32 protein-coding genes and 1 pseudogene are annotated in these 26,404 nt (G+C 39.1%); 10 read left to right on the top strand and 23 right to left on the bottom strand.

Annotated features, from left to right (window positions below; translation table 11 throughout):
- The coding region (locus tag J2Y67_RS10000; protein ID WP_310173429.1) for a hypothetical protein at positions 1-223 on the top strand (223 nt) is incomplete at its 5' end.
- A 54-nt stretch (positions 224-277) separates the two neighbouring features.
- On the opposite strand, the gene kapD is transcribed toward J2Y67_RS10000, so the two are convergent.
- The 9 genes from kapD to J2Y67_RS09955 all read right to left on the bottom strand — a co-directional run bounded on the left by kapD (position 278) and on the right by J2Y67_RS09955 (position 6,797).
- Positions 278-895: a 3'-5' exonuclease KapD gene (gene kapD, locus J2Y67_RS09995; RefSeq protein ID WP_310173427.1), complete on the bottom strand. Its 618-nt coding sequence runs from the start codon at positions 893-895 to the stop codon at positions 278-280.
- A 185-nt stretch (positions 896-1,080) separates the two neighbouring features.
- Positions 1,081-1,464 carry a hotdog fold thioesterase gene (locus tag J2Y67_RS09990; RefSeq protein WP_310173425.1) on the bottom strand — a complete coding sequence of 128 codons (384 nt, stop codon included), beginning with the start codon at positions 1,462-1,464 and terminating at the stop codon, positions 1,081-1,083.
- A 135-nt stretch (positions 1,465-1,599) separates the two neighbouring features.
- The gene (locus J2Y67_RS09985; RefSeq protein ID WP_310173422.1) at positions 1,600-1,836 is read right to left on the bottom strand and encodes a hypothetical protein; all 237 of its coding nucleotides are present in this window, start codon (positions 1,834-1,836) and stop codon (positions 1,600-1,602) included.
- Positions 1,837-1,950: 114 nt separating this feature from the next.
- Positions 1,951-3,459, bottom strand: a complete 1,509-nt coding sequence (locus J2Y67_RS09980; RefSeq protein WP_310173420.1) for a leucyl aminopeptidase — start codon at positions 3,457-3,459, stop codon at positions 1,951-1,953.
- 98 nt (positions 3,460-3,557) lie between these two features.
- Positions 3,558-4,166, bottom strand: a complete 609-nt coding sequence (locus tag J2Y67_RS09975) for a 3D domain-containing protein (RefSeq protein ID WP_310173418.1) — start codon at positions 4,164-4,166, stop codon at positions 3,558-3,560.
- Between the two features lie 100 nt (positions 4,167-4,266).
- Entirely contained in the window at positions 4,267-4,590 is a 324-nt protein-coding gene (locus tag J2Y67_RS09970) for a YuiB family protein (protein WP_310173416.1), read from the bottom strand.
- 144 nt (positions 4,591-4,734) lie between these two features.
- Positions 4,735-4,869: a YuiA family protein gene (locus J2Y67_RS09965; protein ID WP_310173414.1), complete on the bottom strand. Its 135-nt coding sequence runs from the start codon at positions 4,867-4,869 to the stop codon at positions 4,735-4,737.
- Positions 4,870-5,016: 147 nt separating this feature from the next.
- Positions 5,017-5,496 carry an NUDIX hydrolase gene (locus tag J2Y67_RS09960; RefSeq protein ID WP_310173413.1) on the bottom strand — a complete coding sequence of 160 codons (480 nt, stop codon included), beginning with the start codon at positions 5,494-5,496 and terminating at the stop codon, positions 5,017-5,019.
- 83 nt (positions 5,497-5,579) lie between these two features.
- Entirely contained in the window at positions 5,580-6,797 is a 1,218-nt protein-coding gene (locus J2Y67_RS09955) for an NAD(P)/FAD-dependent oxidoreductase (RefSeq protein ID WP_310173411.1), read from the bottom strand.
- 438 nt (positions 6,798-7,235) lie between these two features.
- Here J2Y67_RS09955 and J2Y67_RS09950 point away from each other — a divergent pair, with 438 nt between their 5' ends.
- Complete coding sequence (locus J2Y67_RS09950) at positions 7,236-8,231, top strand: NAD(P)/FAD-dependent oxidoreductase (RefSeq protein ID WP_310173409.1); 996 nt, start codon at positions 7,236-7,238, stop codon at positions 8,229-8,231.
- 47 nt (positions 8,232-8,278) lie between these two features.
- Here the strand turns inward: J2Y67_RS09950 and erpA are convergent, their stop codons facing one another.
- Both erpA and J2Y67_RS09940 read right to left on the bottom strand, forming a co-directional pair.
- A complete protein-coding gene (gene erpA, locus J2Y67_RS09945; RefSeq protein WP_310173408.1) occupies positions 8,279-8,644 on the bottom strand; it encodes an iron-sulfur cluster insertion protein ErpA in 366 nt (121 codons plus the stop codon).
- 336 nt (positions 8,645-8,980) lie between these two features.
- Positions 8,981-9,220 (bottom strand): YuzB family protein, encoded by a 240-nt coding sequence (locus tag J2Y67_RS09940; RefSeq protein WP_310173407.1) that lies wholly within the window; start codon positions 9,218-9,220, stop codon positions 8,981-8,983.
- A 271-nt stretch (positions 9,221-9,491) separates the two neighbouring features.
- Here J2Y67_RS09940 and J2Y67_RS09935 point away from each other — a divergent pair, with 271 nt between their 5' ends.
- A complete protein-coding gene (locus J2Y67_RS09935) occupies positions 9,492-10,559 on the top strand; it encodes an NAD(P)/FAD-dependent oxidoreductase (protein ID WP_310173405.1) in 1,068 nt (355 codons plus the stop codon).
- Between the two features lie 47 nt (positions 10,560-10,606).
- On the opposite strand, the gene J2Y67_RS09930 is transcribed toward J2Y67_RS09935, so the two are convergent.
- A complete protein-coding gene (locus tag J2Y67_RS09930; protein ID WP_310173403.1) occupies positions 10,607-10,933 on the bottom strand; it encodes a YuzD family protein in 327 nt (108 codons plus the stop codon).
- A 95-nt stretch (positions 10,934-11,028) separates the two neighbouring features.
- Here J2Y67_RS09930 and J2Y67_RS09925 point away from each other — a divergent pair.
- Positions 11,029-11,320 (top strand): annotated as a pseudogene (locus tag J2Y67_RS09925) (NifU family protein).
- A 38-nt stretch (positions 11,321-11,358) separates the two neighbouring features.
- Here the strand turns inward: J2Y67_RS09925 and J2Y67_RS09920 are convergent.
- Together J2Y67_RS09920 and yutH are read right to left on the bottom strand one after the other, a co-directional pair.
- Complete coding sequence (locus J2Y67_RS09920) at positions 11,359-12,351, bottom strand: 2-hydroxyacid dehydrogenase (RefSeq protein WP_310173401.1); 993 nt, start codon at positions 12,349-12,351, stop codon at positions 11,359-11,361.
- A 30-nt stretch (positions 12,352-12,381) separates the two neighbouring features.
- Entirely contained in the window at positions 12,382-13,392 is a 1,011-nt protein-coding gene (gene yutH, locus J2Y67_RS09915; RefSeq protein ID WP_310173399.1) for a spore coat putative kinase YutH, read from the bottom strand.
- Between the two features lie 184 nt (positions 13,393-13,576).
- On the opposite strand from yutH, the gene J2Y67_RS09910 reads away from it, so the two are divergent.
- Positions 13,577-14,074 (top strand): phosphatidylglycerophosphatase A family protein, encoded by a 498-nt coding sequence (locus tag J2Y67_RS09910; RefSeq protein WP_396954063.1) that lies wholly within the window; start codon positions 13,577-13,579, stop codon positions 14,072-14,074.
- Between the two features lie 28 nt (positions 14,075-14,102).
- On the opposite strand, the gene J2Y67_RS09905 is transcribed toward J2Y67_RS09910, so the two are convergent.
- The 3 genes from J2Y67_RS09905 to J2Y67_RS09895 are packed head-to-tail and all read right to left on the bottom strand — an operon-like array spanning position 14,103 to position 16,689.
- Positions 14,103-14,867, bottom strand: coding sequence for a TIGR01457 family HAD-type hydrolase (locus J2Y67_RS09905; RefSeq protein WP_310173397.1), 765 nt, complete (start codon positions 14,865-14,867; stop codon positions 14,103-14,105).
- Positions 14,868-14,917: 50 nt separating this feature from the next.
- Positions 14,918-15,355: a DUF86 domain-containing protein gene (locus tag J2Y67_RS09900; protein ID WP_310173395.1), complete on the bottom strand. Its 438-nt coding sequence runs from the start codon at positions 15,353-15,355 to the stop codon at positions 14,918-14,920.
- Between the two features lie 29 nt (positions 15,356-15,384).
- Positions 15,385-16,689 carry an EAL domain-containing protein gene (locus tag J2Y67_RS09895; protein WP_310173393.1) on the bottom strand — a complete coding sequence of 435 codons (1,305 nt, stop codon included), beginning with the start codon at positions 16,687-16,689 and terminating at the stop codon, positions 15,385-15,387.
- A gap of 171 nt (positions 16,690-16,860) precedes the next feature.
- Between J2Y67_RS09895 and J2Y67_RS09890 the strand changes: the two genes are divergently transcribed.
- Positions 16,861-17,127, top strand: a complete 267-nt coding sequence (locus J2Y67_RS09890) for a DUF3055 domain-containing protein (RefSeq protein ID WP_310173391.1) — start codon at positions 16,861-16,863, stop codon at positions 17,125-17,127.
- 105 nt (positions 17,128-17,232) lie between these two features.
- Entirely contained in the window at positions 17,233-17,526 is a 294-nt protein-coding gene (locus J2Y67_RS09885; RefSeq protein WP_310173389.1) for a cytosolic protein, read from the top strand.
- Between the two features lie 40 nt (positions 17,527-17,566).
- Here J2Y67_RS09885 and J2Y67_RS09880 read toward each other — a convergent pair whose 3' ends face one another.
- Positions 17,567-17,842 (bottom strand): YutD family protein, encoded by a 276-nt coding sequence (locus J2Y67_RS09880; RefSeq protein ID WP_310173387.1) that lies wholly within the window; start codon positions 17,840-17,842, stop codon positions 17,567-17,569.
- Positions 17,843-17,956: 114 nt separating this feature from the next.
- Here J2Y67_RS09880 and J2Y67_RS09875 point away from each other — a divergent pair, with 114 nt between their 5' ends.
- Complete coding sequence (locus J2Y67_RS09875; protein WP_310173385.1) at positions 17,957-18,586, top strand: YhcN/YlaJ family sporulation lipoprotein; 630 nt, start codon at positions 17,957-17,959, stop codon at positions 18,584-18,586.
- Between the two features lie 43 nt (positions 18,587-18,629).
- On the opposite strand, the gene lipA is transcribed toward J2Y67_RS09875, so the two are convergent.
- Complete coding sequence (gene lipA, locus J2Y67_RS09870) at positions 18,630-19,547, bottom strand: lipoyl synthase (RefSeq protein WP_310173383.1); 918 nt, start codon at positions 19,545-19,547, stop codon at positions 18,630-18,632.
- Positions 19,548-19,748: 201 nt separating this feature from the next.
- On the opposite strand from lipA, the gene J2Y67_RS09865 reads away from it, so the two are divergent.
- On the top strand, positions 19,749-20,744 hold the full coding sequence (locus J2Y67_RS09865) for a M23 family metallopeptidase (protein ID WP_310173381.1): 996 nt from the start codon (positions 19,749-19,751) through the stop codon (positions 20,742-20,744).
- Positions 20,745-20,769: 25 nt separating this feature from the next.
- Here J2Y67_RS09865 and yunB read toward each other — a convergent pair whose 3' ends face one another.
- The 4 genes from yunB to J2Y67_RS09845 all read right to left on the bottom strand — a co-directional run bounded on the left by yunB (position 20,770) and on the right by J2Y67_RS09845 (position 25,094).
- The gene (gene yunB, locus J2Y67_RS09860) at positions 20,770-21,579 is read right to left on the bottom strand and encodes a sporulation protein YunB (protein WP_310173379.1); all 810 of its coding nucleotides are present in this window, start codon (positions 21,577-21,579) and stop codon (positions 20,770-20,772) included.
- Between the two features lie 933 nt (positions 21,580-22,512).
- Positions 22,513-22,815: a YunC family protein gene (locus J2Y67_RS09855; protein ID WP_310173376.1), complete on the bottom strand. Its 303-nt coding sequence runs from the start codon at positions 22,813-22,815 to the stop codon at positions 22,513-22,515.
- Positions 22,816-22,872: 57 nt separating this feature from the next.
- Positions 22,873-24,225, bottom strand: coding sequence for a bifunctional metallophosphatase/5'-nucleotidase (locus J2Y67_RS09850; RefSeq protein ID WP_310173375.1), 1,353 nt, complete (start codon positions 24,223-24,225; stop codon positions 22,873-22,875).
- Between the two features lie 20 nt (positions 24,226-24,245).
- Entirely contained in the window at positions 24,246-25,094 is an 849-nt protein-coding gene (locus J2Y67_RS09845) for a DUF72 domain-containing protein (RefSeq protein ID WP_310173373.1), read from the bottom strand.
- A 169-nt stretch (positions 25,095-25,263) separates the two neighbouring features.
- Here J2Y67_RS09845 and J2Y67_RS09840 point away from each other — a divergent pair, with 169 nt between their 5' ends.
- A complete protein-coding gene (locus J2Y67_RS09840) occupies positions 25,264-26,178 on the top strand; it encodes a nuclease-related domain-containing protein (RefSeq protein WP_310173371.1) in 915 nt (304 codons plus the stop codon).
- Positions 26,179-26,404: the final 226 nt, after the last annotated feature.

Genomic DNA, 26,404 nt, shown 5'->3' with positions numbered 1-26,404 from the left:
GAGCTGGTTTTACTGGAAAAAGGGAAAAGAAAGTCTGTTTCATTGCCCGTCCGAGCTGGTTTTACTGGAAAAAGGGAAAAGAAAGTCTGTTTCATTGCCCGTCCGAGCTGGTTTTACTGGAAAAAAGGGAAAATTTTTGTCTGATTTTCAACCCAAACTGTCTCCAATCGGGGCTATTGGCGATACTTTTACTGGCTTTTCAACCCAAACTGTCGCCAATTAACTCTTATGATGACGGTAACATAAAAGGCCAAATCAATTTGAATGATTTGGCCTTTTATGCAAATTCATTTAATAGTTTTGAAAAGTCTACGCGGTCACCAATCGTCGTAGGTTTAGGTTTTTCCAAGTAGCGTTTATCCTTTTCAACAAGCTTGAATATATTATAAGTGGTTAATGCATCATCAAGTGCACGATGGTGTCTGCCTGTCCCTTCCTTGCCGTACTCTTGGACCGCCTTCCATAGGCCTGTTTGGTTTTGATCACCAAAAAATCGCTTATACTCCATGGATAGATCCAACTCAGCTGCATGAAACGGAAACGGGATTCTAGCTGCAAGGCAATTATGGCGCAACACCTTCATGTCCATATTCCCCCAAGTAACAATTGTTAGATCATACCCTTTGTTGAACTCCTCCATTTTTCGAATTAATTCAAAAAAAGTAATCCCTTTGTTTACCTGTTCCTGAGAAATATGTAGAAATGATTTACAGCGTTCTGAAAGCGTAGGAAATTTAAGCGGGGTCACATAGGATGAAAACTGATCAATAATTTGATCCTCTAATACAGAAACAATACCAACTTCAATAATTTCAGGATAAAACTCCTTCATCCGGACATTTCTTTCTTGCATGGTAAATTCAAAATCAATAAATAAACAATGCCGTTTTCCCATCATTTTCACCACCTTTTCTAATAAACTTCTTACTACATTATATAAAGGAACCTGTACAAAAAATTGTACATATAAGAAATTTTTTATTAATTTTTATTATAACATGAAATCGTTATGATTTTTTGAAATTTTCCTACAAATTACCCAAAGAAAAAAGGATGAAGACAACTCATCCTTTTCGTACTTTATCTTTTTAATGAGATAACCGCCATTGTGCATCTGGATATACAAACAAGCCGGTCCTTTTCATCGCTTATTTTAATATCCCATACCATTGTCGTTTTTCCCTGATGTAGGACGGTTCCAACAGCTGTCACATAGCCTTCCGAAGCGGACCTTACATGGTTCGCATTTATTTCTAGTCCTACAACCCCCTGTGTTTCTTTGTCTACCAATTCATAGGCACCTAAACTGGCAACCGTTTCCGCCAACGCAACCGAGGCCCCGCCATGCAGTAAGCCAAACGGCTGCTTTGTACGTTCATCCACCGGCATTCTTGCAATAATCTTCCCTTTCTCTACCTGGGTTATTTCAATCCCTAATGCCTCTATCAAGGTGTTTTTAATCATTTTCTACTCTCCTTAAAAACTAATTTATGTAATCACTACTTATCTCCATTTTAAATAAATTTTTCTTTTAAACAAATAGAAAACCTTTATCATCCCCAAATATAAAAACAGCCCGCCTGAGCTGTTTTTACATAGTTAATAGTAACCTGGGTAACCGAATCCGGGGTAACCTATACCTGGATAACCCATGCCTGGATAACCAAATCCGGGGTAGCCCCAAGGCGGGCGGCTTCCTAATGCCGCTCCTGCAAACCCACCTAATCCGCCACCAATTAATCCTCCCAAAAATCCAAGACCACCTATCGCCAACGGCCAGCCCAACCCGATAAATCTTTGATCATGAGCGGGATAGGGATATCGATAAGGGTACATGCCATCATACCTCCCTCTCTCATATACTTGCCTACACTATTTCATATGCGAAGTCCATTTGTTTTGAGTGGGCAAACATATAAAAAATCGTTGGAAGACCCAGGGGACCAAACCTTATTTTTCAATTGGCTCGAAACGCTCAACAAATAATGCCAATGTACGGGTCATGACACCTGTCGCACCAGCTGGACCGAGATCGGACTCCTTTGAGGTGGTTGCGGTTCCGGCAATATCCAAGTGCACCCATGGCGTTTCTTCGGCAAATTCCGCGATAAATGCACCAGCAACAAGTGCATGGCCCTCACTTCCCGGTGAATTATTTAAATCAGCGACTTTACTGTTTCGCACTCTTTCTATTTCCGTATCAAACATCGGCAACTGCCAGATCCGTTCTCCGGCCTCCTTTGACGCTTCTAAGACTTGTTCATATAGTTGTTCATGATTGGTCATGACTCCTGTCGTATGCAGACCTAATGCCGTGATGACGCCCCCCGTTAAGGTTGCAACGTCGACCAAGTATTCAGCACCATGGTGCTTGGCATATGTTACCGCATCAGCTAACACTAAACGACCTTCTGCATCCGTATTTAGAACCTCAATCGTCTTACCACTCATTGAAGTAATCACATCGTCAGGCTTAAATGCCGAGCCGCTGATCATATTATCAGTAGATGGAATAACAGCAACCACGTTTTGTTCTGGTTTCAATTCCCCAATAATCTCCATTGCTCCTAAAACAGCAGCCGCACCGCCCATATCCGATTTCATGCCAACAATCCCTGATTTTGTTTTAATCGAATATCCTCCTGTGTCAAACGTGATTCCTTTACCGACAAGACCAATGACATCCTTCCAATCATCTTTCCCTTGATATTTAAGGACAATCATTTTAGGCGGCTCTGTGGACCCCTGGTTAACCGCCAGGAACGCTCCCATCCCAAGGTTTTCAATTTCGGTCTTTTCTAAAATTTCCACTTCAAAGTCATAAGTAGTAGCAAGTTCCTTCGCATAATCAGCCATATCACTAGCTGTCAGCAAATTGCCCGGTGTGTTCACAAGCGTCCGGGCTGAATTAGTTCCTTTCCCAAAGGCATAACCTACTGTCAATGATGCCTTTAGCTCCTCTTGGTCAAAAGAATCACTATAAATTGTTAAGCTTTTTAAACTCTTTTCAGGTTCATTTGATTTTTGTTTGTAGCCTTTAAACTCGTATGTAGCCAAGGCAAATGCTTCACCGGCAGCGTGGGCTGCATCCTGCCCGTTAAACTCCTCTGTTGTAAACGATTCCAAAAGAAAAGCCAATTCTTCCAGGTTCCCTTTTTTAATGGTCTTAAAAAGCTGCCCAAATGCATCTCGTGCTTTTTCAAAGGAGAGTTCCTTTTCTTTTCCAAGACCAACAAACCAAATTCTTTTTACACCCATTTTTCCAAACGTATGTATTTTATTAATCCTTTTAAACTTAGGAGAAATATCTCCCGATTTTACAAGTTCCCTAAGTTGTCCATCGAATAATTCATCAACCTTAGCCAGTAAACCCGTAAATTTTTCCGGCCGGTCAAAAAGACCAATGACCAAACCTTCATGTTCATTTGAAAAATTAAACTCTGTTTTAACGTCAAACATGGCTTTACCCCCTAGTATCTTAATGATTTTATTATAACGAAAAAGATAAGTTCTTTCGAGAATCAAAGAAATAGAAAAAAACAGGCGGTTGCCTGCTTTTATCTCTTCTCAGAATTGATATATTGCTGCCTGAATACTTGCATGGATTTATTTTCATTTAATGTTTTTAATTCCTGCTCAGAAAGACTTCCATTTCCTTTTTGAACTACATAAATATCCAATTTCTTTTTACCCCATTTGTTGTAAACATCTTTAACCGTATTAAAATACAGGTCCAATTCATTTCCCTTTATCGCCCCGCCTTTATCCGCAACTACGCCATAACCATAGCCGGGAATAAATAAAACGGTCCCTAATGGAAAAACATTTAAATCTGCTGCAATGGTTGAAAATAAATCCCGCTTCACTTTTACACCCGAATACGTAATTCCATATTCAGGATGCCCCTGATATTTTCCTGTTGACTCAAACCCTGCTGTGTAACCCGTCGCAACAACTGTTTTTTTCGGATATTTAGACCAATCAATGGCTTCTTCTAACGGTGGGACTGTACCTGCCACCGTTTTACTTGACGAAATAAACGGATCAACAAAATTTAGTATTGTTTGGGCCTTCACTCCAGAAATGGATTGATAGGTTACAAAAAGCGCTAGAATGAAAAGGCATGTCATCATAAAGCGCTTAGCCCAATTTTTTAATATATTCATTAGAAATTTTCACTCCTCCAAAAATATTCATTTCCCATGTGGAAATGAATTATTCAAAAAAGGGGAAAATAAAAAGGACTTCTTACCATGGTAAGAAGTCTTAGAACATTTGGTATCCATTTTTCCTTAAAAGCTTTATGACAATGCCTGAGACAATTGCCCCTGCCAGTCCACTGGCTAGGATTAAGACGTCAGCTGTTGCCAGGGAACTGAATCGATGTCCCAGCTGCTCGAATGCTGCCTTACTATTAGTAAAATATTCTATAAAACGCACTTTATCAACAATTAAAATCGCGACAATCGGATAAATAATCGCCATAATCCAAGACATTCTTAGAAGCATATTAAGGATAAATCCAATTCCAAAAAATAATACCAGAAACAATAACATCGAGATGATTAAAACAACAATGCTCATTTGCATTGGAAATTCCCCCTTCGACACATCAACCTTAAGTGTACTGAATGTCCAAAAGGGAGTCAATAGAAAAAGGAAAAGCAGAAGCGCCGGCAAAAAAATAGCCCTCCGAAAGATTCGAAGAAGCAAAATTTTCTCAGTTAACTTTGTTTATTCCTGCTTTTTCCCTGTTCCCTCACAGCAGGAGCAAGTTTCAGAACCGCCAAGCAAAAGTTGGAAATAACCATTACCAGAACAATAATCACATGTTTTTGTATCTAAGTTTTTTACAGTCACTGTATTCATCCTCCTTGATTATTTTTTAAATTTTCTGATAATATATCAAGAAAATGAAAAAAAGGAAAGGGGGAAAAACAAGCAAATAACCATAAGAAAACGGATACATAGAAAGTTTTCTTTCATTTTCTATCGGTTCCTCTAATTTTCAAAAAATTACAAAAATATTTTATATGCCGTATAGCCGAACTGATCGCCCGGATTCAACCCATCTTTACAAGGAATTAAAGAGGGATTCGTTTGTTTTATAAGGTAGCTTAAAAGAATAGAAGCCTCCTTTTCATGCAGAAGTTCTTCGGGTGCCATAAACCGTGCCTCATAAAGCTCACTGTCTTGATGAATAATTTGTACATTATTAACCGGTTCAAGTAAAAACATGAGCATATTGTCACTTACTTCTTCTTTTATTACCCCTGTTCTTAATCCAATTAAACCTTTCACTACACATTCGATACCCGTTTCTTCCTTGACCTCCCGAATGACAGCTTCATCCGCTGTTTCGCCTTCATCAACAAATCCTGCCGGCAGCGACCATTGACCTTTTAATCCACCGTATCGTTTCTTAACGACGAGCCATTTTTCTTCATGCTTTACTAATCCTGAGACTGCCAGCCAAACCTTGCCGCGTTTACTCATTAGATCCACCACTTTCACTTTTTATGAAAATTTTTAACAAAAAAAGGACAGAGAATACTCTGCCCTTTCATTAAAACATCATATCAAAAGAAATTAAGTTTCCCTTTTTTCAGTACTAGTGATGTACCGCCGATCATATAAAGAGCACGGTTATCAACCACTTTTTTCATGAAGGCTGCTTTTGAGCCAGTCACTTTTTTACCAAAGACTACACCAATTGCATCATCTTCACCAAGGGAGCAAACAGTACCTTTATTATCAAATTTAAAGTTTTCAAGCTCTGCTTTATTTCGAACGAGTGCTGCAATATTTTTAGCAACAACTTCACCCTGCTGCATAGCAATTTGCGCAGTTGGAGGATATGGACGGTTAATCTCTTCATTTATAACAAGAGAGCTGTCGCCGATAATAAATACGTCATCGAATCCTGGTACACGAAGATCTGGTTGTACTTTTACACGTCCACGCATTGCCTCGAATCCAGATTTTTCAATAATCGCATTACCACGAACACCTGCAGCCCAGACAACCGTTTCAGCCTTAATTTCATACGGCTCTTCTTCGCCTTTTCCAACAAAAATCCCTTCAGGAGTAGCTTCTTTAATCGCGGTACCGATTAAAAATTCTACACCTCTTCTCTCTAGTTGAGAAACAGCATATTTTACTAGTTCTGGATCAAATCCAGGAAGAACAGTTGGTGCTGCTTCGACACAAGTAATTCTAACTTTTTGGAAATCTACATCATATTCATGACAAAGCTCAGGAATCCGGTTCGTTAATTCGCCAAGGAATTCAATCCCCGTAAATCCAGCACCGCCAACTACGATAGATAAACGATTATCGTTCTTCTCTTCTTCCATATTGTACGTAGCAAATTGATATTCAATATGTTCACGTAATTGACGAGAGGAATTGACACTGGTAATACCAAATGCATATTCTTTTAATCCTTTAATTCCAAATGTTTCTGGTTCTCCGCCAAGTGCAATGACCAAATAGTCATAATTAACTGCGTCATTTTCTAACATGACTTTCTTCTCTTCTTTGTTAATTTCGACAACAGTATCTTGGATAAATTCCACTTTACTGCGATCAATTACATTGCGGATATCATAGCGTACTTTATCATGGTGCAATGTACCTGCTGATGCTTCGTGTAACCATGTAGTTTCGTAATGGTAATCATTTTTATTGATTAACACGATTTCCGCTTCATTCACACCTAATAATTTTTGTAAACGAACGGCTGTCATAAGTCCACCGTATCCTGCCCCGACAATAACAATTTTTGGCTTTCTCAAAGTGATCACTTCCACCTTTATTTTATTTTAATGAACCATTTGTTTTATCATCCACTGATTTCTTCGTTTTTATTTTAATAACAAGGAAAATGTTTGTGATATTTTTCACGAATAGGTACGAAGAAATCAGCAGCTGTTTCTCCTAGCAAGGAGGTTCACAACAGTATTCCTAATTCCTTATAAACTTTCTTAATTAAAAATGTCCTGATTTTGTCACATAATAGTAACAATATATCCACAATTCATCTTATGCTTTTTTCATCCAGTTTTCAAGCGATTTTTTTTATTTTTTTAACAATTTTACACAAGCCAATTAAATGATAAATTTATAAAACATTGCCAATAGAGTGAATATTCCCCGCAATTCAAGTGAGCAATTTATCTTTTTATGTTATGATTGGGATGGAGATTGTTACTACCTAGCTGGGGGGATTCATAGTGCAAAATGGTCAAAAAGTATTTGATATTACCATTATCGGGGGAGGTCCTGTTGGTCTATTTACCGCGTTTTACGGAGGAATGCGGCAAGCGTCAGTGAAAATCATTGAGAGCTTACCACAACTGGGCGGTCAATTGTCAGCGCTATACCCTGAAAAATATATCTATGATGTTGCCGGTTTTCCAAAAATTCGCGCTCAAAAATTGGTAAATAACCTAAAAGAGCAAATGGCGAAATTTAATCCAGTGGTTGCGCTTGAACAATCTGTTGAAAAGCTAGAAAAATTAGAAGACGGTATTTTTAAATTAACAACAAATGCTGAGGTTCATTTTTCAAAAACGGTGGTGATCACTGCTGGAAACGGTGCTTTCCAACCACGCCGCTTAGAACTGGAAAGTGCTGTGCAATATGAACGTAAAAACCTCCATTACTTTATCGAAGATTTAAATAAATTTGCCGGCCAAAAAGTAGTAGTATTTGGAGGAGGCGATTCTGCAGTAGATTGGGCCTTGATGTTGGAACCGATTGCCGAAAAAGTTACGATTGTTCATCGCAGAGACAAATTTCGTGCCCATGAACATAGTGTTAAAAACTTATTTAATTCAAAGGTTGATGTAAAAACTTCCTATGTTCCTGCAGATTTGATCGGTGATAATTCCGGAATTAAGCAGGTTGTTCTTGAAACTGTAAACGGTGAAGAAAAAGTTACGATTGATGTTGATGCAGTCATTTGTAACTATGGTTTTGTCTCTTCACTTGGACCGATAAAAGAGTGGGGTTTGCAAATTGAAAAGAATTCGATTTTAGTCAACTCTAAAATGGAAACAAATATTCCAGGAATTTATGCTGCAGGGGACATTTGCACATATGATGGAAAAGTAAAATTAATTGCCTGCGGGTTTGGGGAAGCGCCAACTGCCGTTAACAACGCAAAAGCATATATTGATCCAAAAGCAAAAGTCCAGCCATTACACAGCTCTTCCATGTTTAATTAATAGGCATAAGGCGTCCGAAATAAGGACGCCTTTCACCTGTGTCCTTCCTAACATTCCTCCGGTGTACCTGAAGCCGATGCTGTACGGAAAGAAGATCCGCAGCCGCAAGAGGCAATCGCATTCGGATTTTCGATCGTAAACCCGCCGCCCATCATCGATTGTTTATAATCAATTTTTGTTCCTTGCAATATTGCAGCACTTTCCTTATCGACAAGGATTTGAATTCCATACTGTTCGAAATGTAAATCATCTTCCTTCACTTCATGATCAAAACTCATTCCATAGGATAAGCCGCTGCAGCCCCCGCCTTTGACACCAACACGTAAAAGGGCGCCTTCTTCTTCATTTTGCTTCATCATATCCTTAATTTGCATGGCAGCCGCTTCGGTTAAAATAACAACCTCTTTACTCATTATGACTCCCCCTTTTTTTCCTTAAATTTAGTATATCCACTTAAATAAACCACTTAACCAATTCGTTTATAATTACTATTATATGATAAAAAATGAAAAAAGGAGCGGTTTACGCTCCTTTCTTTATTGTCTAGCTCCAGCGCCTAGCCCCTCGAGGTTGCTTCGGCCCTGACGATGAAGTCAAAAACCGACTTCACCGTCAGGGCCTCCAGCACTTGGCTACAGAAAGCTAACGCTTTCTGTACGCATTAAGTGCGACTAAGTCTCTGGCTTCGCTACGCTTGCCAATCGACTAGTCTTACAATATCGGGTCTGAACAAGGCGCTTCCGCTTTTCTCAAAACATTGGATTTTCATCCAAATATTGATAGATATTATCCACAAGATCTTCAGGGGTTTTCCCTGTTACTACTTCCCCATTTACTAGAGCAAACAGAGTAATGGCACATTTCCCGCAATATCCGAGACACCCATATTCAATTATATCCAAATTCGGATCTTTTTCTAATATCTCAAGCGCTCGCTGTGCGCCATTTGCTAAGTTGCTTATACAAAATTCAATGATTGGTTTAATCAATGGTTTCACCTCTTCATACCTACTAATCGTACTCTTTTTGGGGATTATCGTCAATTAGCAAAGCAAATTCATTTTGTCAAGAAAACATGAAAATTGTTGTTATTTCGTCATATCTTAGCTATACTCGTAATTGTGCGAAATAGCGCTTGACTATTAAAAACATTAAATCCTTTATTCCAATTTATTGCCGTTTTCCAAGTGCAATAAATCGATAAAAAAAGGAACATTAAAAATAGGAATACAATTGTTTGAAAAAAGGGGAAATTTTAAAATGAAAAACCTGGTAATTCTTGGCGGGGGATACGGCGGAATGAAAATTCTTAGCGAACTCCTCCCAAACAATCTTCCGGATGACGTAACGATTACACTTGTTGACCGAGTCCCATACCACTGTCTTAAAACCGAATACTATGCTTTAGCAGCAGGAACCATTTCCGATAAAGAGGTTCGTGTATGTTTTCCTGAACATCCTCGGTTAAATATTAAATTTGGTGAAGTTACCGGAATCGTAAGAGAAGAAAAAAAGGTTCTTTTAAAAGATGAAGAACCAATTATCTACGATGATTTAATTATTGGGCTTGGCTGTGAGGACAAGTATCATGGAGTTCCTGGGGCAGACGAATTTACTTACAGTATTCAAAGCATTGGAAAGTCCCGTGAAACTTATTCTGTTTTAAATAATCTTCCTCCAGGATCCGTTGTCGGTATTGTTGGGGCTGGACTTAGTGGCGTAGAACTTGCAAGTGAATTAAGTGAAAGCCGTGATGACATTAAAATTAAGTTGTTTGACAGAGGAAAGCATATTCTATCATCGTTTCCTGACCGCCTGAGTAAATATGTTGAAAATTGGTTTGATAAGCATAATGTTGAAATTATCAACAATTCCAATATAACAAAAGTGGAAGAAAAAAGAATATATAACCATGATGAGCCGATTGATTGTGATGTCATCGTTTGGACAGCAGGAATTCAAGCAAACAAAGTCGTTCGTGATTTTCCTGAGGAAAAAGATAACATGGGTAGAGTGGTCCTTACTCCTCAGCACAACTTGCCTACAGATGAACATATTTATATTCTCGGTGACTGTGCAAGCCTTCCTCATGCCCCAAGTGCACAATTAGCCGAAGGGCAAGCAGAGCAAATTGTGGAGGTATTGAGAAAACGTTGGAATGGTGAAGAACCGCCAGCATCGTTCCCTCCAATCAAATTAAAAGGCATTCTTGGATCCCTTGGAAAGAAACAAGGCTTTGGAATGATGGGAAATTCAGCGATTACAGGACGTGTTGCACGCCTGATCAAATCCGGTATCTTATGGATGTACAAATACCATAACGGGTGATGAAATAAAAAGAAGCATTCCGCATTTTAAATGGGAATGCTTCTTTTTTAAACTTCTTTGTATCCATGCTTTTCTAGCTCAGAAAAAATCGTTTTTAACCGCGGGTTACCTTCGCCGACCACTTTGTCCTTGATGACAACCACTGGATAAAACATATCCTCTTCAATCACTTTTTGAGCGAAGCTTTGCTTTTCAGGTTCTGCAGGAGGAAAATGAATATCTACATACGTCATTTTAAAGGGCTGTTCTGGAAATTTCCGTGCAATAGCAGCCTCCAGCCATTCAAACGTCTCTTTAGATGAGGGTAGATTTACACAGCTTGGGCAAAGCTGTTCAGCACCGTATAATACAATTTCTACTTGATTAAGTTCCATTTGATTCATCCTTGTTTTTTCTTTTTATTTTACAACATCTTTTACCTAAAAATGAAAGAATATGATTAAATGGGTGTTTTGCCAGTTTCTTCGGAATGGATTTTTACTGTCAATCACATTATAATATAGATAGGAAAGGAGTCGATGGGAATGGAAGAATTAGAAATCAAAGAACAAGTACAAGAAGTATTAGATAAATTACGGCCATTTCTTCTTCGCGATGGCGGGGATTGTGAATTAGTTGATGTTGAGGACGGAATTGTAAAGCTTCGTTTATTAGGTGCTTGTGGCAGCTGCCCAAGTTCCACCATCACACTTAAAGCCGGCATTGAAAGAGCACTTCTTGAAGAGGTTCCGGGAATTGTCGAAGTTGAACAAGTATTCTAGTAAAATAACAGCGATTGCCTTTTTGGCAATCGCTCTTTTTATTTAGAATTCGTGCATGACGTCCAATCCTTATTCACAAGTGTTAAAGGATTTTTACCGTCTAATACCGCTTCAATATTTGCAATAGCTAAATTCATCATCGCTGTTCTCGTTTCAACACTAGCGCTTCCGATATGAGGGAGTGCAACAACATTTAAAAGCCCAAGTAATGGGTGGTCGGCATCAATAGGTTCCTTTTCAAAAACATCCAAACCGGCCCCGGTAATTTCCCCCGTAACAAGCGCTTGATATAAGCCCTGTTCATTTACAACAGGTCCTCTTGAAGCATTAATAAAGATGGCTGAACGCTTCATTTTTTGAAAAACTTCCAGGGTAAACATATTTTTAGTTTCTTCGGTTAGCGGTGCTAAACAGACAACAAAATCCGCCTTTTTAATAAGATCCTCAAACGTACAATAAACAGTGCCCAGCTTCTGTTCGATTTCCGGCTTCCTTGTCCGATTATGGTAGAGGAGATTCATCTCAAATCCCGCTGCACGTTTGGCTACCGCCTCTCCAATTTTCCCCATCCCAACAATTCCAAGTGTTTTATGATGAATATCCTGTCCTGCTAATAAAAATGGACTCCAGCTTTTCCATTGTCCCTTTTTAGTATATTCAGCCGCTTCCACCACCCTGCGAGATACAGCCATTAATAATGCAAAGGTCAGATCGGCAGTTGTATCTGTCAAAACATCAGGGGTATTACAAATGGCCACACCATTTTTGGCAGCCGCAGGAAGGTCAATATTGTCATACCCAACAGCACAATTGGCCACTATTTTCAGGTTATCAGCTTCATTGAGTACCTTTTCATCAATGGTATCGGATACCATGGTTAATAAGGCATCGGCTTTTTTGACTTCCGCTAGTAATATTTCCTTCGGCACAGGAACGTCATCGTGTTCCCACATTTTGACTTCATATTTTTGCCGAAGCGGCGCTATTGCTTCTTCTGGTAGCTTCCTTGTTATATAAATATAAGGTTTCATTGCGTTTCCTTCCTTTTTTCACTTGTAAAATTATTTTATCATAAGCCATTCAGGAAGTGGAAGATTCAGTCTTTTAATCGGAGCTCCTGATAATAAGTAAAAGCCCCCAAGAAATTGTTCATACTCTGAAGATTGCCTTAAGATTTTACTTAATTTTTCCTCCAGAAGCTTTTTGTCTTGCTCAGAACGGGTAATATAGTAATTTTCAACACACTCAAAATAATGTAATGGAAATAATAAACGGGCATATAAAAGCCGCCAAGAAAAGGATGACAACGGTGCGATGCTTTGATATTCCTCGAAAAATTGCCTTAATTCCTGATCATACGTCTGATTGTTGCGAAAATAGCGCTCCCTCGTCCATTCAGCAAGATCTCGGCTTCGATGATCAAATACCCAATCAAACGGATTTTTAATATAATAATTTCTTCCCCATGAATTTTTTGAAAACCGCTCATGACAAACAGTCCCGGCATCAGAATCTATTGGGTCATCATCAATTTCAGTATCCACTAAATATTGAATGGCATTTTCGGTTAATCCTAAATAATAGGGAAAGGATTCAATAAACATTTTCTCAAATTCATCTTCCGGGGGTTGAAATAACTGCCCATTCCACACCTTTTCCATTTGCTCCAGGCGCTTTTCCCATAGAGACTTCCACTGGCCTATCCTGCTTGTTCTTTCAATTTGAAAGGGAACATTTCTGCCGCGCTCATGGAATTTGGCCAGTTTTCGGCCTAATTTTATTTTTTGCGGCTTTTCGGTCTGCTTGTTTGCCAGGACACAATATTTATTTTGTTCCCAGGTTGTAATCAGATTCCCATCCTTTGATAAAAGGATGACTGGTACATGCTGGTCCCCATAGTTTCTAAGATGCACCGCTATTTTCTCCAATTCGGAAATATCCGTTTCCTCCCTGCCACCAGGCTTAGATACTAAATAAAGCCAGCCATTTCCTCTTAATGCATCGTAGGAATCTAATTTCAGATATTCGTCAACCTTTATTCCATATTGGTTCTCAAGTAATTTCTGGAGCATGCCGCCACCTCTTTCGAAACCTCTTTTTCCTTTATATATATGTAGGGGTCTTTAAAAACTTGTTGATTCCCGTTTTTCAATTCATTTTGAAAAAAATGCATATGTTATGGAAAAAATCAATAATATATAGAGAACAATCGTGAAAATTCATAGAAAAGGTGATTGTATGGCAGCAGACAAAAAAATGGATATTCTTGAAGAAACCGCTCGTAGATGGATCAAAGAAAGAGGCGTTGAAATTCAGGATATTGCCGATTTAGTTTATTTTCTCCAAAATAAGTATCATGAAAATTTACAAATGGAGGACTGTATTGCCAACGTAGAACGGGTACTCTCCAAACGCGAGGTTCAAAACGCCATTTTAACAGGGATTCAGCTCGATAAGCTAGCGGAAAAAGGTCTGTTAGAGGAGCCGCTCCAAGACATTATTAAACGTGACGAAAGCCTTTATGGTGTGGATGAAATTATTGCGTTATCGATTGTGAATGTCTACGGTTCAATCGGATTTACAAATTACGGTTATATTGATAAACAGAAGCCAGGAATCCTTGCCCATTTAAATGATAAATCCACCGGTGAATGCCACACATTTCTTGATGATATTGTCGGTGCTATTGCTGCCGCAGCATCAAGTCGTTTAGCACACAGGGCTGCCCGAAAAGAGGCAGAGGATAGCAAATAGAAAAAGGATGGACTCTTCCATCCTTTTTCTATGACTCCCAATGCTCTAATGTATCAATCGAATAAGTTGGCTTGCGGTCATATCCAGCGAGCAAATCTTTTGTCGTAACACCGGTATGAACCAGTAATGTATCCATACCGGCATTCATTCCCGCAGTAATATCGGTATCGTAATTATCCCCCACCATTAGGGTTTCTTCTTTTGCAGTACCCAACACCTTTAGAGCCTGTTCCATAATAATCGATTCAGGCTTACCGATAAAAATCGGTTTTGTCTGTGTTGATACGGAAATAACTGATGTCAATGAACCATTCCCCGGCAGCAATCCCCTCTCTGTTGGCAGCGCGATATCCCCGTTCGTGGAGATAAACACAGCCCCATTCCTTACAGCCAAGCAGGCAACCGCTAGTTTTTCATAGGTGATTGCACGGTCAATTCCAACTACCACAAAATCAGCATTCTCGGATGCCTTTAGAAATCCTCTTTCTCTTATGGCGGTTTGGATCCCTTCCTCACCAATCACATAAACAGACGCATCTGGCTTTTGGCTGAAAATATAATTAGCCGTTGCCATGCTGGTTGTAAACACTTGGTTTTCTTCTGCAGGAATATCAAATCCCCGCAGTTTTTCCGCTACCTGCGCTGGTGTCCGGGAAGAATTATTGGTTACAAATAAATAAGGAATTTCTTTCTGTTCTAGTTTTTTGACAAAATCAGCGGCTGCTTCGATTCGCTCTGTGCCTTTGTACATCGTTCCATCTAAATCAATTAAATAACCTTGATATTTTTTCATTGGATACTCCTTCGTTAAATAGGAAAAAGACCGCAGGAACGGTCTTATACTTAATTTTTAAATGCTGAAACGGGTCCTAATTCATTTATCAGGTATTCCCGGACATTGGTGGCAAATTGGCTTAATGTTTCGATGTTTTCCGAAAATTGTTTAAGCAGTTCATCATGATTGATTTCCGTGTAATTTTGCACAAGAGCTTTTCGATATTGAATGAGAATCTTTAAACGATTGCTGTTTTCAACCGATATTACTTTTTCGTCTGTCAGGATTTCAATAATATCTTCATAGCTGCCCGGATCGCGCATAATAAATCCATCAATCATCGCATTACCGACATCCAGTACGGACTCAAGCATCATCTGCGTCAACCGTTCAAGAGCAGCCCTTTCAATCGGCGATGACCAATTTTTCTGGTTTAAAAAAAGGCTAATTTGCTTTTCAAAAAAAACTAAAATGACTTCGATTTTTTCCCTATCAACAAAATACATGATTTTCCACTCCTTGTCTAAAGCTCCTCTTATGTTGCAATCCCTTTTGCAAGTGCGGTAGGTTTAGCATAATAGTATCCTTGAGCTAAATCAACCTTATTTCGCGTTAAAACAAAGGCTTCTTCTTCATTTTCAATTCCTTCCGCTACTACCAATGACCCGGCTTCCTTTGCAACAAGTAACAATCCCTTTAACATTGATTCCTTTAAAGGGCTTGTATGGATATTTTCAATAACGGAACGGTCCACTTTAATAATATCAGGCATGATCTCACTAATCGTATTTAAACTATTATAACCAGCCCCCGTATCATCTACAGCAAATCGGAATCCCATTAACCGTAAAACCTTAAGATTATAAGAAAAATTTTTAATTCCATGAATCGAATCGTGTTCAGTTATTTCAAAGGTAATTTGTTGCGGGGAGATTCCCCTATATTGTTCGATCAACTGTTTGATATCGCGTGGAAAACGAATATTCCCAAATGTAATTGGTGTACAGTTAATAAAAATATTTTCCCGGCGTCTTGACCCTTTTAATTGTTGAAAAATCTTTTCAAAAATAATCATTTCAAGGTCGTACAACATTCCAGTCTGGCGTGCAACGGAAAAAAGCGGAAACGGATTTTCTAATACTCCTTTTGGTCCGCGTGTAAACATTTCCCAAGCGCGTATTTCCCTTGTTTCTACATCAATAATTGGCTGTGTCCATAGGTTAATTTCTTTTTTCGAAATGATTTTCTTAAATGTAAAAATCATTTCGTTCAATTTAGCATCTATTTTTTGTTCCGCCACCGCGATTGCCTGTCGATGCGCCTTCTCAATGGAACTCTGAATTGAAAAATTATTTTTCTCCACAAACATATATCCCCCGTCAAAAACAGGTCTTACAGGTGGATTTTGTTGCAAAAGTTTGCGTTCGACTTCATCGATTATTTTATTCACAAGATCATCAATATCAGAAAGACTATGCCGTTCATAGTCCACCCTAAGCATTAATGTGATTGCATCTTCATAAAAATCATGAAGAGAAATAACGTCATTTTTTTGGATTTCTCTCTCGATACAATTCTGGAAAATTCGCTTCATTTTTTTAATAAGGGCTGAATGTTGAAAATTGCTCACTGCTTCTGCTAATTCATTATAATTTTTTATCGTAAAAACAATCACCACGACTTCATGCCTTGCTTTAAATGCCGCTGAAACCCCTTCCAATAATGGATTTCGTAATGTAAATTGCGGTGGGTAATAACGTATGGATGAAAGAGGTAAAAGGATCTTTCCCCATTGTAATACACTCTTGGCTTTTTCAATGCAACAATGGAACATTTCCATTCATTCCTCTCAACAGTCTACATACGAGATTTCTTCTATCATACCACATTTTGACACTTTTTTGTCTTTGCCCGTCATTTAATTATTGAAATCTTAACTCCCTTTATGAACGTAATTTTGATATTATTAAAAGAGTGTCGAAAAAAAGTGATGAATAAAGGAGACCGTTTTATGAGTGAACGATTTTTCTTATATGATGATACAGAAAATACAAGGACGAGATTTGTCAGCTTTGTGGGGGAAAATCAACGTTTTGACCTGGCGATTGTCCAAACGGGTCGTCATTATGGTAAACATCTTGTCCTTGATATGCAAGGAAACCGTTTTGCTATTATTGGACCGGATGATCTTGAGGAAGAAGGCTATTTAGAGTTTGCCTTCCAATTAAATGAAGAAGACGCGGAAGAATTACGATCTTTCCTTTCCGAAATCGTCTAACCAAGGCTCTTTTCTTTTTAATTTATTCAAGAATAGACTAACCAAAAAATTGATAACATTTTTTGAATCTCCTACTATCATACTAATGGTAAAAGGAGTGAGACAATGTCTAAGAAGGATGCCGAAAAATACACAGAAATATCCACTGTCGAAAAACAGGAAAATTATTTGACCGCCCAAGAGTTCCCAGAAGGACCATATGGTTCAACATTCCGGGTAAATGATCCTGTACAGAATAAGAGTACTCCTTGGAAGGAAGGGCAACGGCGTTATTCGGCTTTTAACTGGGAATTCAAATCCTTGCATGAAGATTTACCACGGCAGGGAATGGATCCGGCACATCCACCGCATGATGATCCGGATTCAGATGCCCAGCCTCCGTACTCAATGAATGAATAAAAATGGCGAAAGGACCCCGACTTAATTCAGGGTCCTTCCTTTATTTTTTGACTTTTTTCAAAACGAAATAAGCACAGCCGAAATTGCAGTATTCATATATATATTCGCTGAGTGTACTTATTTTTGTATCAAACGTCGCCTTTTGATTTTGGTCATCAAAAAATCCTTTTAAACGGAGCTGCCCATAGCCCCAATCTCCGACAACATAGTCATACCTGGATAAAATATCACTATATCTAGCCTTAAAAGCTTCTTCATTATATCCGTTGCGGTATTCCTCGACCATTTCATACATGGTATTGTTCATTACAATCATGTTATCACCTCATTTTACCAGCCAATCCTACTTCCCATTATAACCGATTCACCATCAATTACTAAGAAAAAAAATCCTCCTTCTGGTCATTCTAAAAAAAGGAGGTGTTTTAATTTGAAAAAGTTGATGATCATCCTGGGGTTATGTACGATTACAACAATAACAGGCTGCTCCAAGGATATGAATAACCGGGATGTTTATGAGGAAAGTGGAAATTCCATAAATGTGAACAATAAAAGGACCGAACTTTATAATGAGGGGGCTGGACGGAGTGTTCGAAATGTGAGTAATGATTTCGGATATGTCCGTCATCAAAAAAGTCCACTCATGAATGATAATACGGCAAATAATCATTACACTGCGCTTGACCGTGAACAGCTTGCCAATATTATTAGTAAGTACAGTACAAATCTTCCACATGTGCATGATGTTGCTACATTGGTAACGGATCAGGAGGTTTTGGTTGCTTATACTACTGATTCCAAGGACCGGAATTTAACGGCTGACCAGGTAAAAAGAACCGCTATGTCCGTCGTTCCACGTTACTATCATGTTTATGTTACCGATAAAAAGGTTTTAATGCGCGATGTTGAAAACCTTTCGCATATGGATTCAACCAACAAAAATGCCCGACATTCCATTAACTATGTCATCAGACAAATGAAAGATTCTCCACAGGGGAATCGCATGAGCAATAGTGAAGATGAAAATGGTCTAACATCGGATGACCAAAAAATGCATTAAATGGAAAAAGGTTCAGCCGTTTTATTTTCGGCTGAACCTTTTTTTATGCTTCTTTTACTTCTTGCTCACCTAAAGCTTGTTTATGTTTTGCGGCAGCATTTACCTGTTCGTCTGCATGATAAGAAGAACGGACAAGCGGACCTGCCTGGCAATGGCTGAAGCCTTTAGTCATAGCAATTTGACGTAATTCTTCAAATTCCTCCGGGCTATAATATTTCTGAACTTTTAAATGCTTTTTCGTTGGCTGTAAATATTGACCAATGGTCATAATATCTACCTTGTTAGCTCTTAAATCGTCCATAACTTCAAGAATTTCTTCCTTCGATTCCCCTAGCCCAATCATTAGGCTGGATTTCGTTGGGATTTCCGGATACATTTCTTTGGCACGGCGTAAAAATTCCAGTGAGCGATCATATTTAGCCCTTGCCCTTACACTTGGAGTTAAGCGTCTGGTGGTCTCGATATTATGATTTAAAATATCCGGTTTCGCATCCATCAAGATTCTTAAGTTTTCTTCCTTACCGCCCATATCAGAAGGCAGAACTTCAATGCTGGTAAACGGATTTTTTCTGCGGATCGCTCTTACCGTTTCCGCAAATACAGCAGCGCCGCCGTCCTTCAAGTCATCCCTTGCTACAGCAGTTACAACAACATGCTTCAGATTCATTAACTGAACAGAGTCAGCCACTCTTTCCGGCTCTTGCCAATCTAGTTCAGTTGGCAGTCCCGTTTTAACCGCACAGAAGCGGCATGCACGAGTACAAACATCACCGAGAATCATAAAAGTAGCTGTTCTCCTCTCAGCCCAGCATTCATGAATATTCGGACAGCGCGCTTCTTCACAAACGGTATGAAGACTTTTTTCACGCATCATTTTTTTTAAACCAGTATAATGCTCATTTGTGTTTAATTTTATTTTTAGCCATTCCGGCTTTCTTAAATTTGGTTCTTTTGTGCTCATCTATTCCACCCCTACAATATGTATGTGAATGAGTTCTCTCAGTTGTCACTTTATCATATAGAGCACAGAAGGACAAGTTGAGATGCCTTAGAAACATTGTGAATTTTTTCATCCTAAAATCATTCATTACCATTTATTGACCATTATGAAATAGCTAAAGAATCATAAACTAATTGTACATTAATTGGAAGGAGGATTCCTGTGCGGACAGCTCTGATAATTGGAACTTTCCTTTTATTCTTTTCCTCTACTTTTGCTGTCAAAGATGCTCATGCGAAAGAACCTGATGTATACCAGGAAAGAATGAAGCTTTATAAAAAAGTCGAAACGCTAACACAGATTCCTTGGTACTACCTCGCTGCTATTGATCAATACGAAAGAAGTATCCGTCAGGTCCGCAGGGACTTGCCAAAAGCAGACAGTGTGATTGCCATTTATATCAGCCCTGAAAAATGGGCAGGCCTTACGAACCCAAACCCTACAGATCAAAATCCTGCAACCATTCAGTTTTTTAATGGATTAGGTGCTGACGGGGATGGAGATGGAAAAGCGGATTGTCAAAATGATGAGGATGTTTTATATACATTTGCCCATTTTCTTCTTTCCTATGGCGTGGATCATGATAATTTGAAGATCGGTCTTTGGAATTATTATCATCGTGATAAAACCGTTGGAATCATTGCGGGAAAGGCGAAAATCTACCGTCATTTTGGAAGACTTAATCTTGAGGAACAAGCATTCCCAATGCCGATACGAGCTAATCACAGCTATCGCAGCACATGGGGCGATGCACGAGGCTGGGGCGGACGAAGAATCCATGAAGGAACCGACATTTTTGCCGGTTACGGTGTCCCTGTCAGGGCAACTAAATATGGGGTTGTAGAAATGAAAGGATGGAACAAGTTCGGCGGCTGGCGAATTGGAATCCGCGACATTAATAATACGTATCATTATTTTGCGCACTTAAACGGATTTGCAAAAGATTTATCCGTCGGTCAGGTGGTTGAACCGGGAATGATCATTGGCAGTGTTGGAAGCTCTGGTTATGGGCCTCCAGGAACATCCGGTAAATTTCCTCCTCATTTACATTATGGAATGTATAAAGACAATGGGATAACCGAATGGTCATTTGATCCATATCCGCATTTAGCGATGTGGGAACGTCAAGAGAGAATAAGATTAAGAAAAAGAAGGTAGGACTGTCCGCCAAAAGACAGTCCTTTTATTTTTTCGATTTCGCTTTCTCTTCTGTTTTATTGGTTGTATTGGTTTTATTGTTGTTTCCTGAATCCGGCAATTGGATGGATGGCAGCATTCCACCGCCGCTATTATAAAATTGAGGAACTTTACCCTCAATTAGTTTCCCGCCTGCGGGAATGTTTTGAGTTATTTTGGTGATTTTTGTTGCAAATGGCGTGATGATTTGAACGGCTACTTCCAGGTGGATGTTTACTTTAATCCAGGTATTATTAATTCCCAATTCCTCTGTTGTTATTTTCACATCCGGACGCACATCCCCAATCGCATGGAATCTAACTGGTATTTTGGGACCTAAGTTACCGAATAGGGCGATATTGGTTGCTTGACCTAACGGAACATACCACACAATCCCTTCTGTTTGTTCTGTTGTTTCTTTTTCGATTTGGACATCCGTTAATTGTTCAAGTGAAGAAACATCTCCCTTTTCTGCTCTAGACAAGTTTTTCTGTATCTGGCTCGTGATTTCCGATAGTTTTTGGTTAATTAATTCTGTTTTTAGGTAGGCGCTTTGTGCATTGCCATTTGTCCCAGGCTCTATTCCAATGACATCGCCTACATCTACGGTCTTTTTCGTGATTGCACTATTGATGACAAGTGCAGCGATTTTCCTGGACTGTGTTTCGGCATATTTCATTAATGTTGGTTCAAGTCCTTTATTGATCATCCATAAGCCAACTGCAGTGGAAAAGAGAAAAAAGACAAATGAGAGCAGAATCACATAGCGGAGAGGCATGGGTCCCTTACGTTTATACCGCGGACGAAATTTTGCCAAAAAAATCCCCCCTTACAAGCTATGTGTATGCTTGAATAGGTGGACCTAGCACTAAAAGAGGGAGCATAGTGATTTGGCTGGGGACGGATTTTTTGGGGAAGAAGCGGAAAGTGTCGCCTATCACAGCTTTACGCGACAAATTCCTGTTAGAGTTGCAAAAAATTGTCGCCTATCTCAGCTATACGCGACAAAACCCTGTGAGAGCTGCGAAAAATTGTCGCCTATCACGGTTTTACGCGACAAATTCCTGTGGGAGCTGCGAAAAAGTGTCGCCTATCACAGCTATACGCGACAAAACCCTGTGAGAGCTGCGAAACATTGTCGCCTATCACAGCTATACGCGACAAAACCCTGTGGGAGCTGCGAAAAATTGTCTCCTATCACAGCTATACGCGACAAAACCCTGTGGGAGCTGCGAAAAAGTGTCGCCTATCTCAGCTATACGCGACAAAACCCTGTGGGAGCTGCAAAAAATTGTCGCCTATCACAGCTTTACGCGACAAAACCCTGTGAGAGCTGCGAAAAATTGTCGCCTATCACAGCTCTATACGCGACAAAACCCTGTGAGAGCTACGAAAAATTGTCGCCTATCACAGCTTTACGCGACAAAACCCTGTGGGAACTGCGAAACATTGTCGCCTATCACAGCTTTACGCGACAAAACCCTATGAGAGCTGCGAAACATTGTCGCCTATCACAGCTTTACGCGACAAAACCCTATGAGAGCTGCGAAACATTGTCGCCTATCTCAACTATACGCGACAAATTCCTGTGGAATCTACGAAAAAGTGTCGCCTATCACAGCTTTACGCGATAAAACCCTGTGGGAACCACTCCAAAATGACGCCTATCATGCCTATAGGCACAATATACAAGATTAAAACTTCCAAACTGTCCCCGATATAAAAAACAGCCTGCCATCTGCAAGCTGTTTTAAACCATTTTCAGCAAGGCGTCCCTGCCAATCATGCCTTTATAAATTCCCAAGCTTTCAGCCTCAAATGTTACCGACTCCAATGGGGCGTTAAGGAGCTGGTCGATGGTTCTCACTCCTACTGCCCGGCCGGCAACAATTTTACGATCCCTTAATTGATCATTTAATAATCCAACATCTAAGGCACCGCACATGATATATCCCTTATCATTTGAGATTGACAGCAAAGTTGTTTTTGGAAGCAGCACAGTTACTGCCAAAAAAGTATGGCCGTTCAACTGTATTGGTGAAAGATCAATCAAGTTCCCACACTCCCTTCTCCTACACTTTATGAAAGTGTTCAAAAAAGAGTGTATAACCTAAGCATTCATTTGTAATTTCCATTTCAATAAATCACGTAGGAATTCTGGGAGATAGTATTTTTTTGGTTTACTTTTAAAATTTTCACTAAAGAAATGTCCAAAAGTAAACATATCGGGAAGAGCCAAAGAGTAATTTTTTTCAAAATCCAGTTTCTCACCGTTCATAAAAATGTCCCCCTCTTTAAATACCACTCCCTCGTATACCATAACTCCCATCACCGTTCCTCTAAAACCAAGACCTATGATCTTCCTTTCCGGCCACTCAGGATCCGTAGTTTTTTCAAGGACTTCCTGCAATTCCCGGCCAGTTAGTTCGACCTTACAAGGATTAATGGGATGGGGACATATGGCTAATAAATCATTAGCTGTAACCTCCTCAGAAAGAGGGCCTAATAACAAACCAGCATTAATAAAAGCACAGTCTGCTTCACACCATTCGCGGAGGGATTCACACAAGATCCTTGAAAGCTTGGTTTCTTCAAATGGATTAGCCTTTAAAGGTTCTTTTAAAAAAGTGATGTTTTCTTTTAAAAGCTCCTTCCCTTCTGAAAGAAATTCCTCTATTTTACGCTGCTCATTTTTCACTTCGGAAAGTGTCTCAAAAGGAAAAAGAATCGCCTGTTTAGTTTTTATTTTTTTATCAGGATGAATCGTAAGAGAAACTTGTCCAACAAAATTGCCATACTTTCCTGCAGCTGCGAGAAGTGTATCGCCTATTTGCTTTCCTTCCTGAAGAATATGGTGGGTATGCCCACCAAGAATGACATTAATTTCAGGGAAATTTGCAGCAATCCGTTCATCTACATCTAAACCGAGATGGGAAAGAAGAATAATGAGATCACTTTTTTCGTTTAACGTTTTTAACCATTTTTTCAGTTCAGCAACAGGGTCAGTTAGCTCCCATCCAAGTAATTCATAAAGATGGGTAAAAGGTGCCGTTAAACCAACTACTCCGATTCGTGTCCCCATTTTGGTTTGATAAATTTTGTAGGGCTGTATCCAGTCAGGAGGAGTATTTCCTGCTTTGTATAAGTTCGCCAGCAGCACATCGAAGCGTGCGCCATCATACAAATGATCCAAGTCTTCGAAAGGCAGATTAATTCCTTCATTATTACCTATTGTTACAGCGTCGTAGCCGCAATCATTAAGAAGTTCAATATTTCCTTTTCCTTTCGTTCCCTCTGAAAATGGGTGCCAACGGTCGATGAAGTCTCCAATATCAAAAAGGAACACTTCATCTCCTCGCTCTTGGTGAAGCTCCTTTTGGGTTAATAAAAATTTTTCGATTCGGGGCCAATGCTCAAAGTGACTATGAATATCGTTTGTATGATAAATTTGAATGACTTCCATTCTAAGTTCTCTTCCTTATCCTAATAAAATAAATCTAATTGCCTTGGGGCTAGACCATCGTATTCTATATCTAATAGGTCAATCATTTCTTTTGCATTATCAGCTGCGTCTCCGCCGGAATTATTGTTAAAAAGAACGTAAACTTCCTTGGATTCCGTTTCCATTTTTTTTAAATCTGCAGCCCATTCCTCAAGTTCCTGTTGATTGTAGCGGTAAAGATAACGGACTTCCCGCCAATTATCGGCATTTCGTTTTTGCCAGCCGTGAACATTGCGACCGTGGAATCGAACTAAGACCTTTTGGGATTCAAGGGTTTCTAAAACCGTCGGAATCGACCCTTCACCCGATTGCGGTTCATCACAAATACTATGAATCCATTCTTCCTTTTTCATAAAATCAAGTGTCTTGTTGCGGAATTGCGGTGCGAACCAAGATTGATGTCTAAATTCCAGAGCACAAGGGATTTCCCCCATTTCATTTTTACACCATCTTAAATATTCAACATTTTCACGTGTACAGTTAAACCAAGGCGGGAACTGAAATAGGGCCATCGCCAATTTATTATTGTGTATGTATGGTTCAAGTGACTCTTTGAAAGCCATGAACATTTCCTGCTTATTTTGGAAAGGAATTTCCCCACGCATATGCCCGGTCATCCCTTGATAGGCTTTTACGATGAATTGAAACGATTCAGGTGTTTCACTGACCCATTTTTCGGCATTCCGCTTTGGTTGGATCGCATAAAAGGATGAATCTACCTCGACAATTGGAAAATGTCCAGCATATTCTTTTAATTTATCCCTCGGTGATAGTTGCCCCGGATAAAGGCTGTCATGGTCGCCCCAGCCTGTTACGCCGATGTAAATCAATTGATAACACCTCCGTTTATAATAATAGCATAACCTTATTTTTTGTGTGGCTTTGATTTTTCGAATGCCGAAGCTTTCATTTATTTAACAAAATGTTCATTTAGTTGCCGCTTAGGGATCCATCGTTTTTTGTAAAATGGGAGGTAGGAAAGAAGAAAGGTTGTGTAATATGTCAATTCTACCGATTAAGCCGCGTTTTGAACCGGATAAATTAAAAATTTACCGTTATTTAAACACAAGAATGTCATTGACAGAAAAAGAAATAAAATATTACCACAACTTAGAAAAAGGCTATGAAGGAGAGGTAATGTTTGATCGGTTAATGGAGAATCTTATGGAAGAAAGGCATATTATCAATGATTTATTACTTGAGGAGAACAATACAACCTTTCAGAGCGACTCCATTATCTTTTCTCAAGATACCATTGACCTTTTTGAAGTAAAAAATTATGAAGGTAATTTTAAATATGAATCTGGCAAGTTTTATACACTCTCTGGAAATGACATTAAAAACCCCTTGCATCAATTGGAACGAAATGAAACATTACTACGTCAGTTTCTTCAAAGTATCGGATGTTATTTACCAATTGAACCACATCTTATTTTTATGAACCCCAACTTTACTCTATATCAGGCCCCTAACAACAAACCAATTATCTACCCGACACAACTTGGTCAGTTCATGGAAAAATTTAATATGAAACGGTCAAAGTTAACAAACAAACATATCAAATTTACTGATCAGCTTTTATCTGCTCATTTAATTGAAAATCCCTATAAAGTGTTACCAAGCTATCGTTACGAAATGTTAAAAAAGGGAATGACCTGTGCAAAATGCCATTCATTTTCCATTTCTCTTGAGGGGAAATGGATTGATTGTTCTATATGCGAGTATAAAGAATTAGTGGAGGCAGCTGTAATGAGGTGTGTGAGGGAGATTAGTCTTCTTTTTCCTGATATTAAAATTACAGCAAATGTCGTTCAAGATTGGTGTAGGGTTATTGAGTGTAAGAGGAGATTAAGCAGAATTTTAAGTAAGAATTTTGCGGTAAAGGGATATGGTAAGTGGACCTACTATGAATAGATTTATGTTTTCTTATTAGGACAGCCTATAATTAGGCTGTTTTTTTATTTATGGGGAAATGGACTTTGGGTTTAGTCAATTCTTAGAATATTATTATTTTCGCATGATCTTTATGTAGTCTATTTGTGTACTGGTGACAGTTTTGCCGATTTCTATCTGTTTTTTGTCGCCTATAGCCTTTATTGGCGACACTTTCAGCTGCTTCCACCTGTTTTTTGTCGCCTAT

Origin of the sequence: Neobacillus niacini (assembly GCF_031456445.1) — a bacterium.
GTDB lineage: Bacteria > Bacillota > Bacilli > Bacillales > Cytobacillaceae > Neobacillus > Neobacillus niacini_I.
Note: the sequence above shows the minus strand (reverse complement) of the source record. Positions and strands in the feature narration are given on the sequence as shown.

Bases quoted from the DNA above. Each gene is read 5' to 3' on its own strand.
- erpA (WP_310173408.1), bottom strand. From the start codon at position 8,644: ATGAGTAAAGAGGTTGTTATTTTAACCGAAGCGGCTGCCATGCAAATT.
- J2Y67_RS09880 (WP_310173387.1), bottom strand. From the start codon at position 17,842: ATGATTGTAATGAACAATACCATGTATGAAATGGTCGAGGAATACCGC.
- J2Y67_RS09980 (WP_310173420.1), bottom strand. From the start codon at position 3,459: ATGTTTGACGTTAAAACAGAGTTTAATTTTTCAAATGAACATGAAGGT.
- J2Y67_RS09900 (WP_310173395.1), bottom strand. From the start codon at position 15,355: ATGTATTTTGTTGATAGGGAAAAAATCGAAGTCATTTTAGTTTTTTTT.
- J2Y67_RS09970 (WP_310173416.1), bottom strand. From the start codon at position 4,590: ATGCAAATGAGCATTGTTGTTTTAATCATCTCGATGTTATTGTTTCTG.
- lipA (WP_310173383.1), bottom strand. From the start codon at position 19,547: ATGAGCACAAAAGAACCAAATTTAAGAAAGCCGGAATGGCTAAAAATA.
- J2Y67_RS09920 (WP_310173401.1), bottom strand. From the start codon at position 12,351: ATGAAACCTTATATTTATATAACAAGGAAGCTACCAGAAGAAGCAATA.
- J2Y67_RS09975 (WP_310173418.1), bottom strand. From the start codon at position 4,166: ATGAATATATTAAAAAATTGGGCTAAGCGCTTTATGATGACATGCCTT.
- J2Y67_RS09960 (WP_310173413.1), bottom strand. From the start codon at position 5,496: ATGAGTAAACGCGGCAAGGTTTGGCTGGCAGTCTCAGGATTAGTAAAG.
- J2Y67_RS09930 (WP_310173403.1), bottom strand. From the start codon at position 10,933: ATGGAACTTAATCAAGTAGAAATTGTATTATACGGTGCTGAACAGCTT.
- J2Y67_RS09840 (WP_310173371.1), top strand. From the start codon at position 25,264: ATGTCAATTCTACCGATTAAGCCGCGTTTTGAACCGGATAAATTAAAA.
- kapD (WP_310173427.1), bottom strand. From the start codon at position 895: ATGGGAAAACGGCATTGTTTATTTATTGATTTTGAATTTACCATGCAA.
- yutH (WP_310173399.1), bottom strand. From the start codon at position 13,392: ATGCTCCAGAAATTACTTGAGAACCAATATGGAATAAAGGTTGACGAA.
- J2Y67_RS09905 (WP_310173397.1), bottom strand. From the start codon at position 14,867: ATGAAAAAATATCAAGGTTATTTAATTGATTTAGATGGAACGATGTAC.
- J2Y67_RS09910 (WP_396954063.1), top strand. From the start codon at position 13,577: ATGGATATTCTTGAAGAAACCGCTCGTAGATGGATCAAAGAAAGAGGC.
- J2Y67_RS09895 (WP_310173393.1), bottom strand. From the start codon at position 16,689: ATGGAAATGTTCCATTGTTGCATTGAAAAAGCCAAGAGTGTATTACAA.
- J2Y67_RS09935 (WP_310173405.1), top strand. From the start codon at position 9,492: ATGAAAAACCTGGTAATTCTTGGCGGGGGATACGGCGGAATGAAAATT.
- J2Y67_RS09965 (WP_310173414.1), bottom strand. From the start codon at position 4,869: ATGAATACAGTGACTGTAAAAAACTTAGATACAAAAACATGTGATTAT.
- J2Y67_RS09985 (WP_310173422.1), bottom strand. From the start codon at position 1,836: ATGTACCCTTATCGATATCCCTATCCCGCTCATGATCAAAGATTTATC.
- J2Y67_RS09850 (WP_310173375.1), bottom strand. From the start codon at position 24,225: ATGGAAGTCATTCAAATTTATCATACAAACGATATTCATAGTCACTTT.
- J2Y67_RS09890 (WP_310173391.1), top strand. From the start codon at position 16,861: ATGAGTGAACGATTTTTCTTATATGATGATACAGAAAATACAAGGACG.
- J2Y67_RS09885 (WP_310173389.1), top strand. From the start codon at position 17,233: ATGTCTAAGAAGGATGCCGAAAAATACACAGAAATATCCACTGTCGAA.
- J2Y67_RS09990 (WP_310173425.1), bottom strand. From the start codon at position 1,464: ATGATTAAAAACACCTTGATAGAGGCATTAGGGATTGAAATAACCCAG.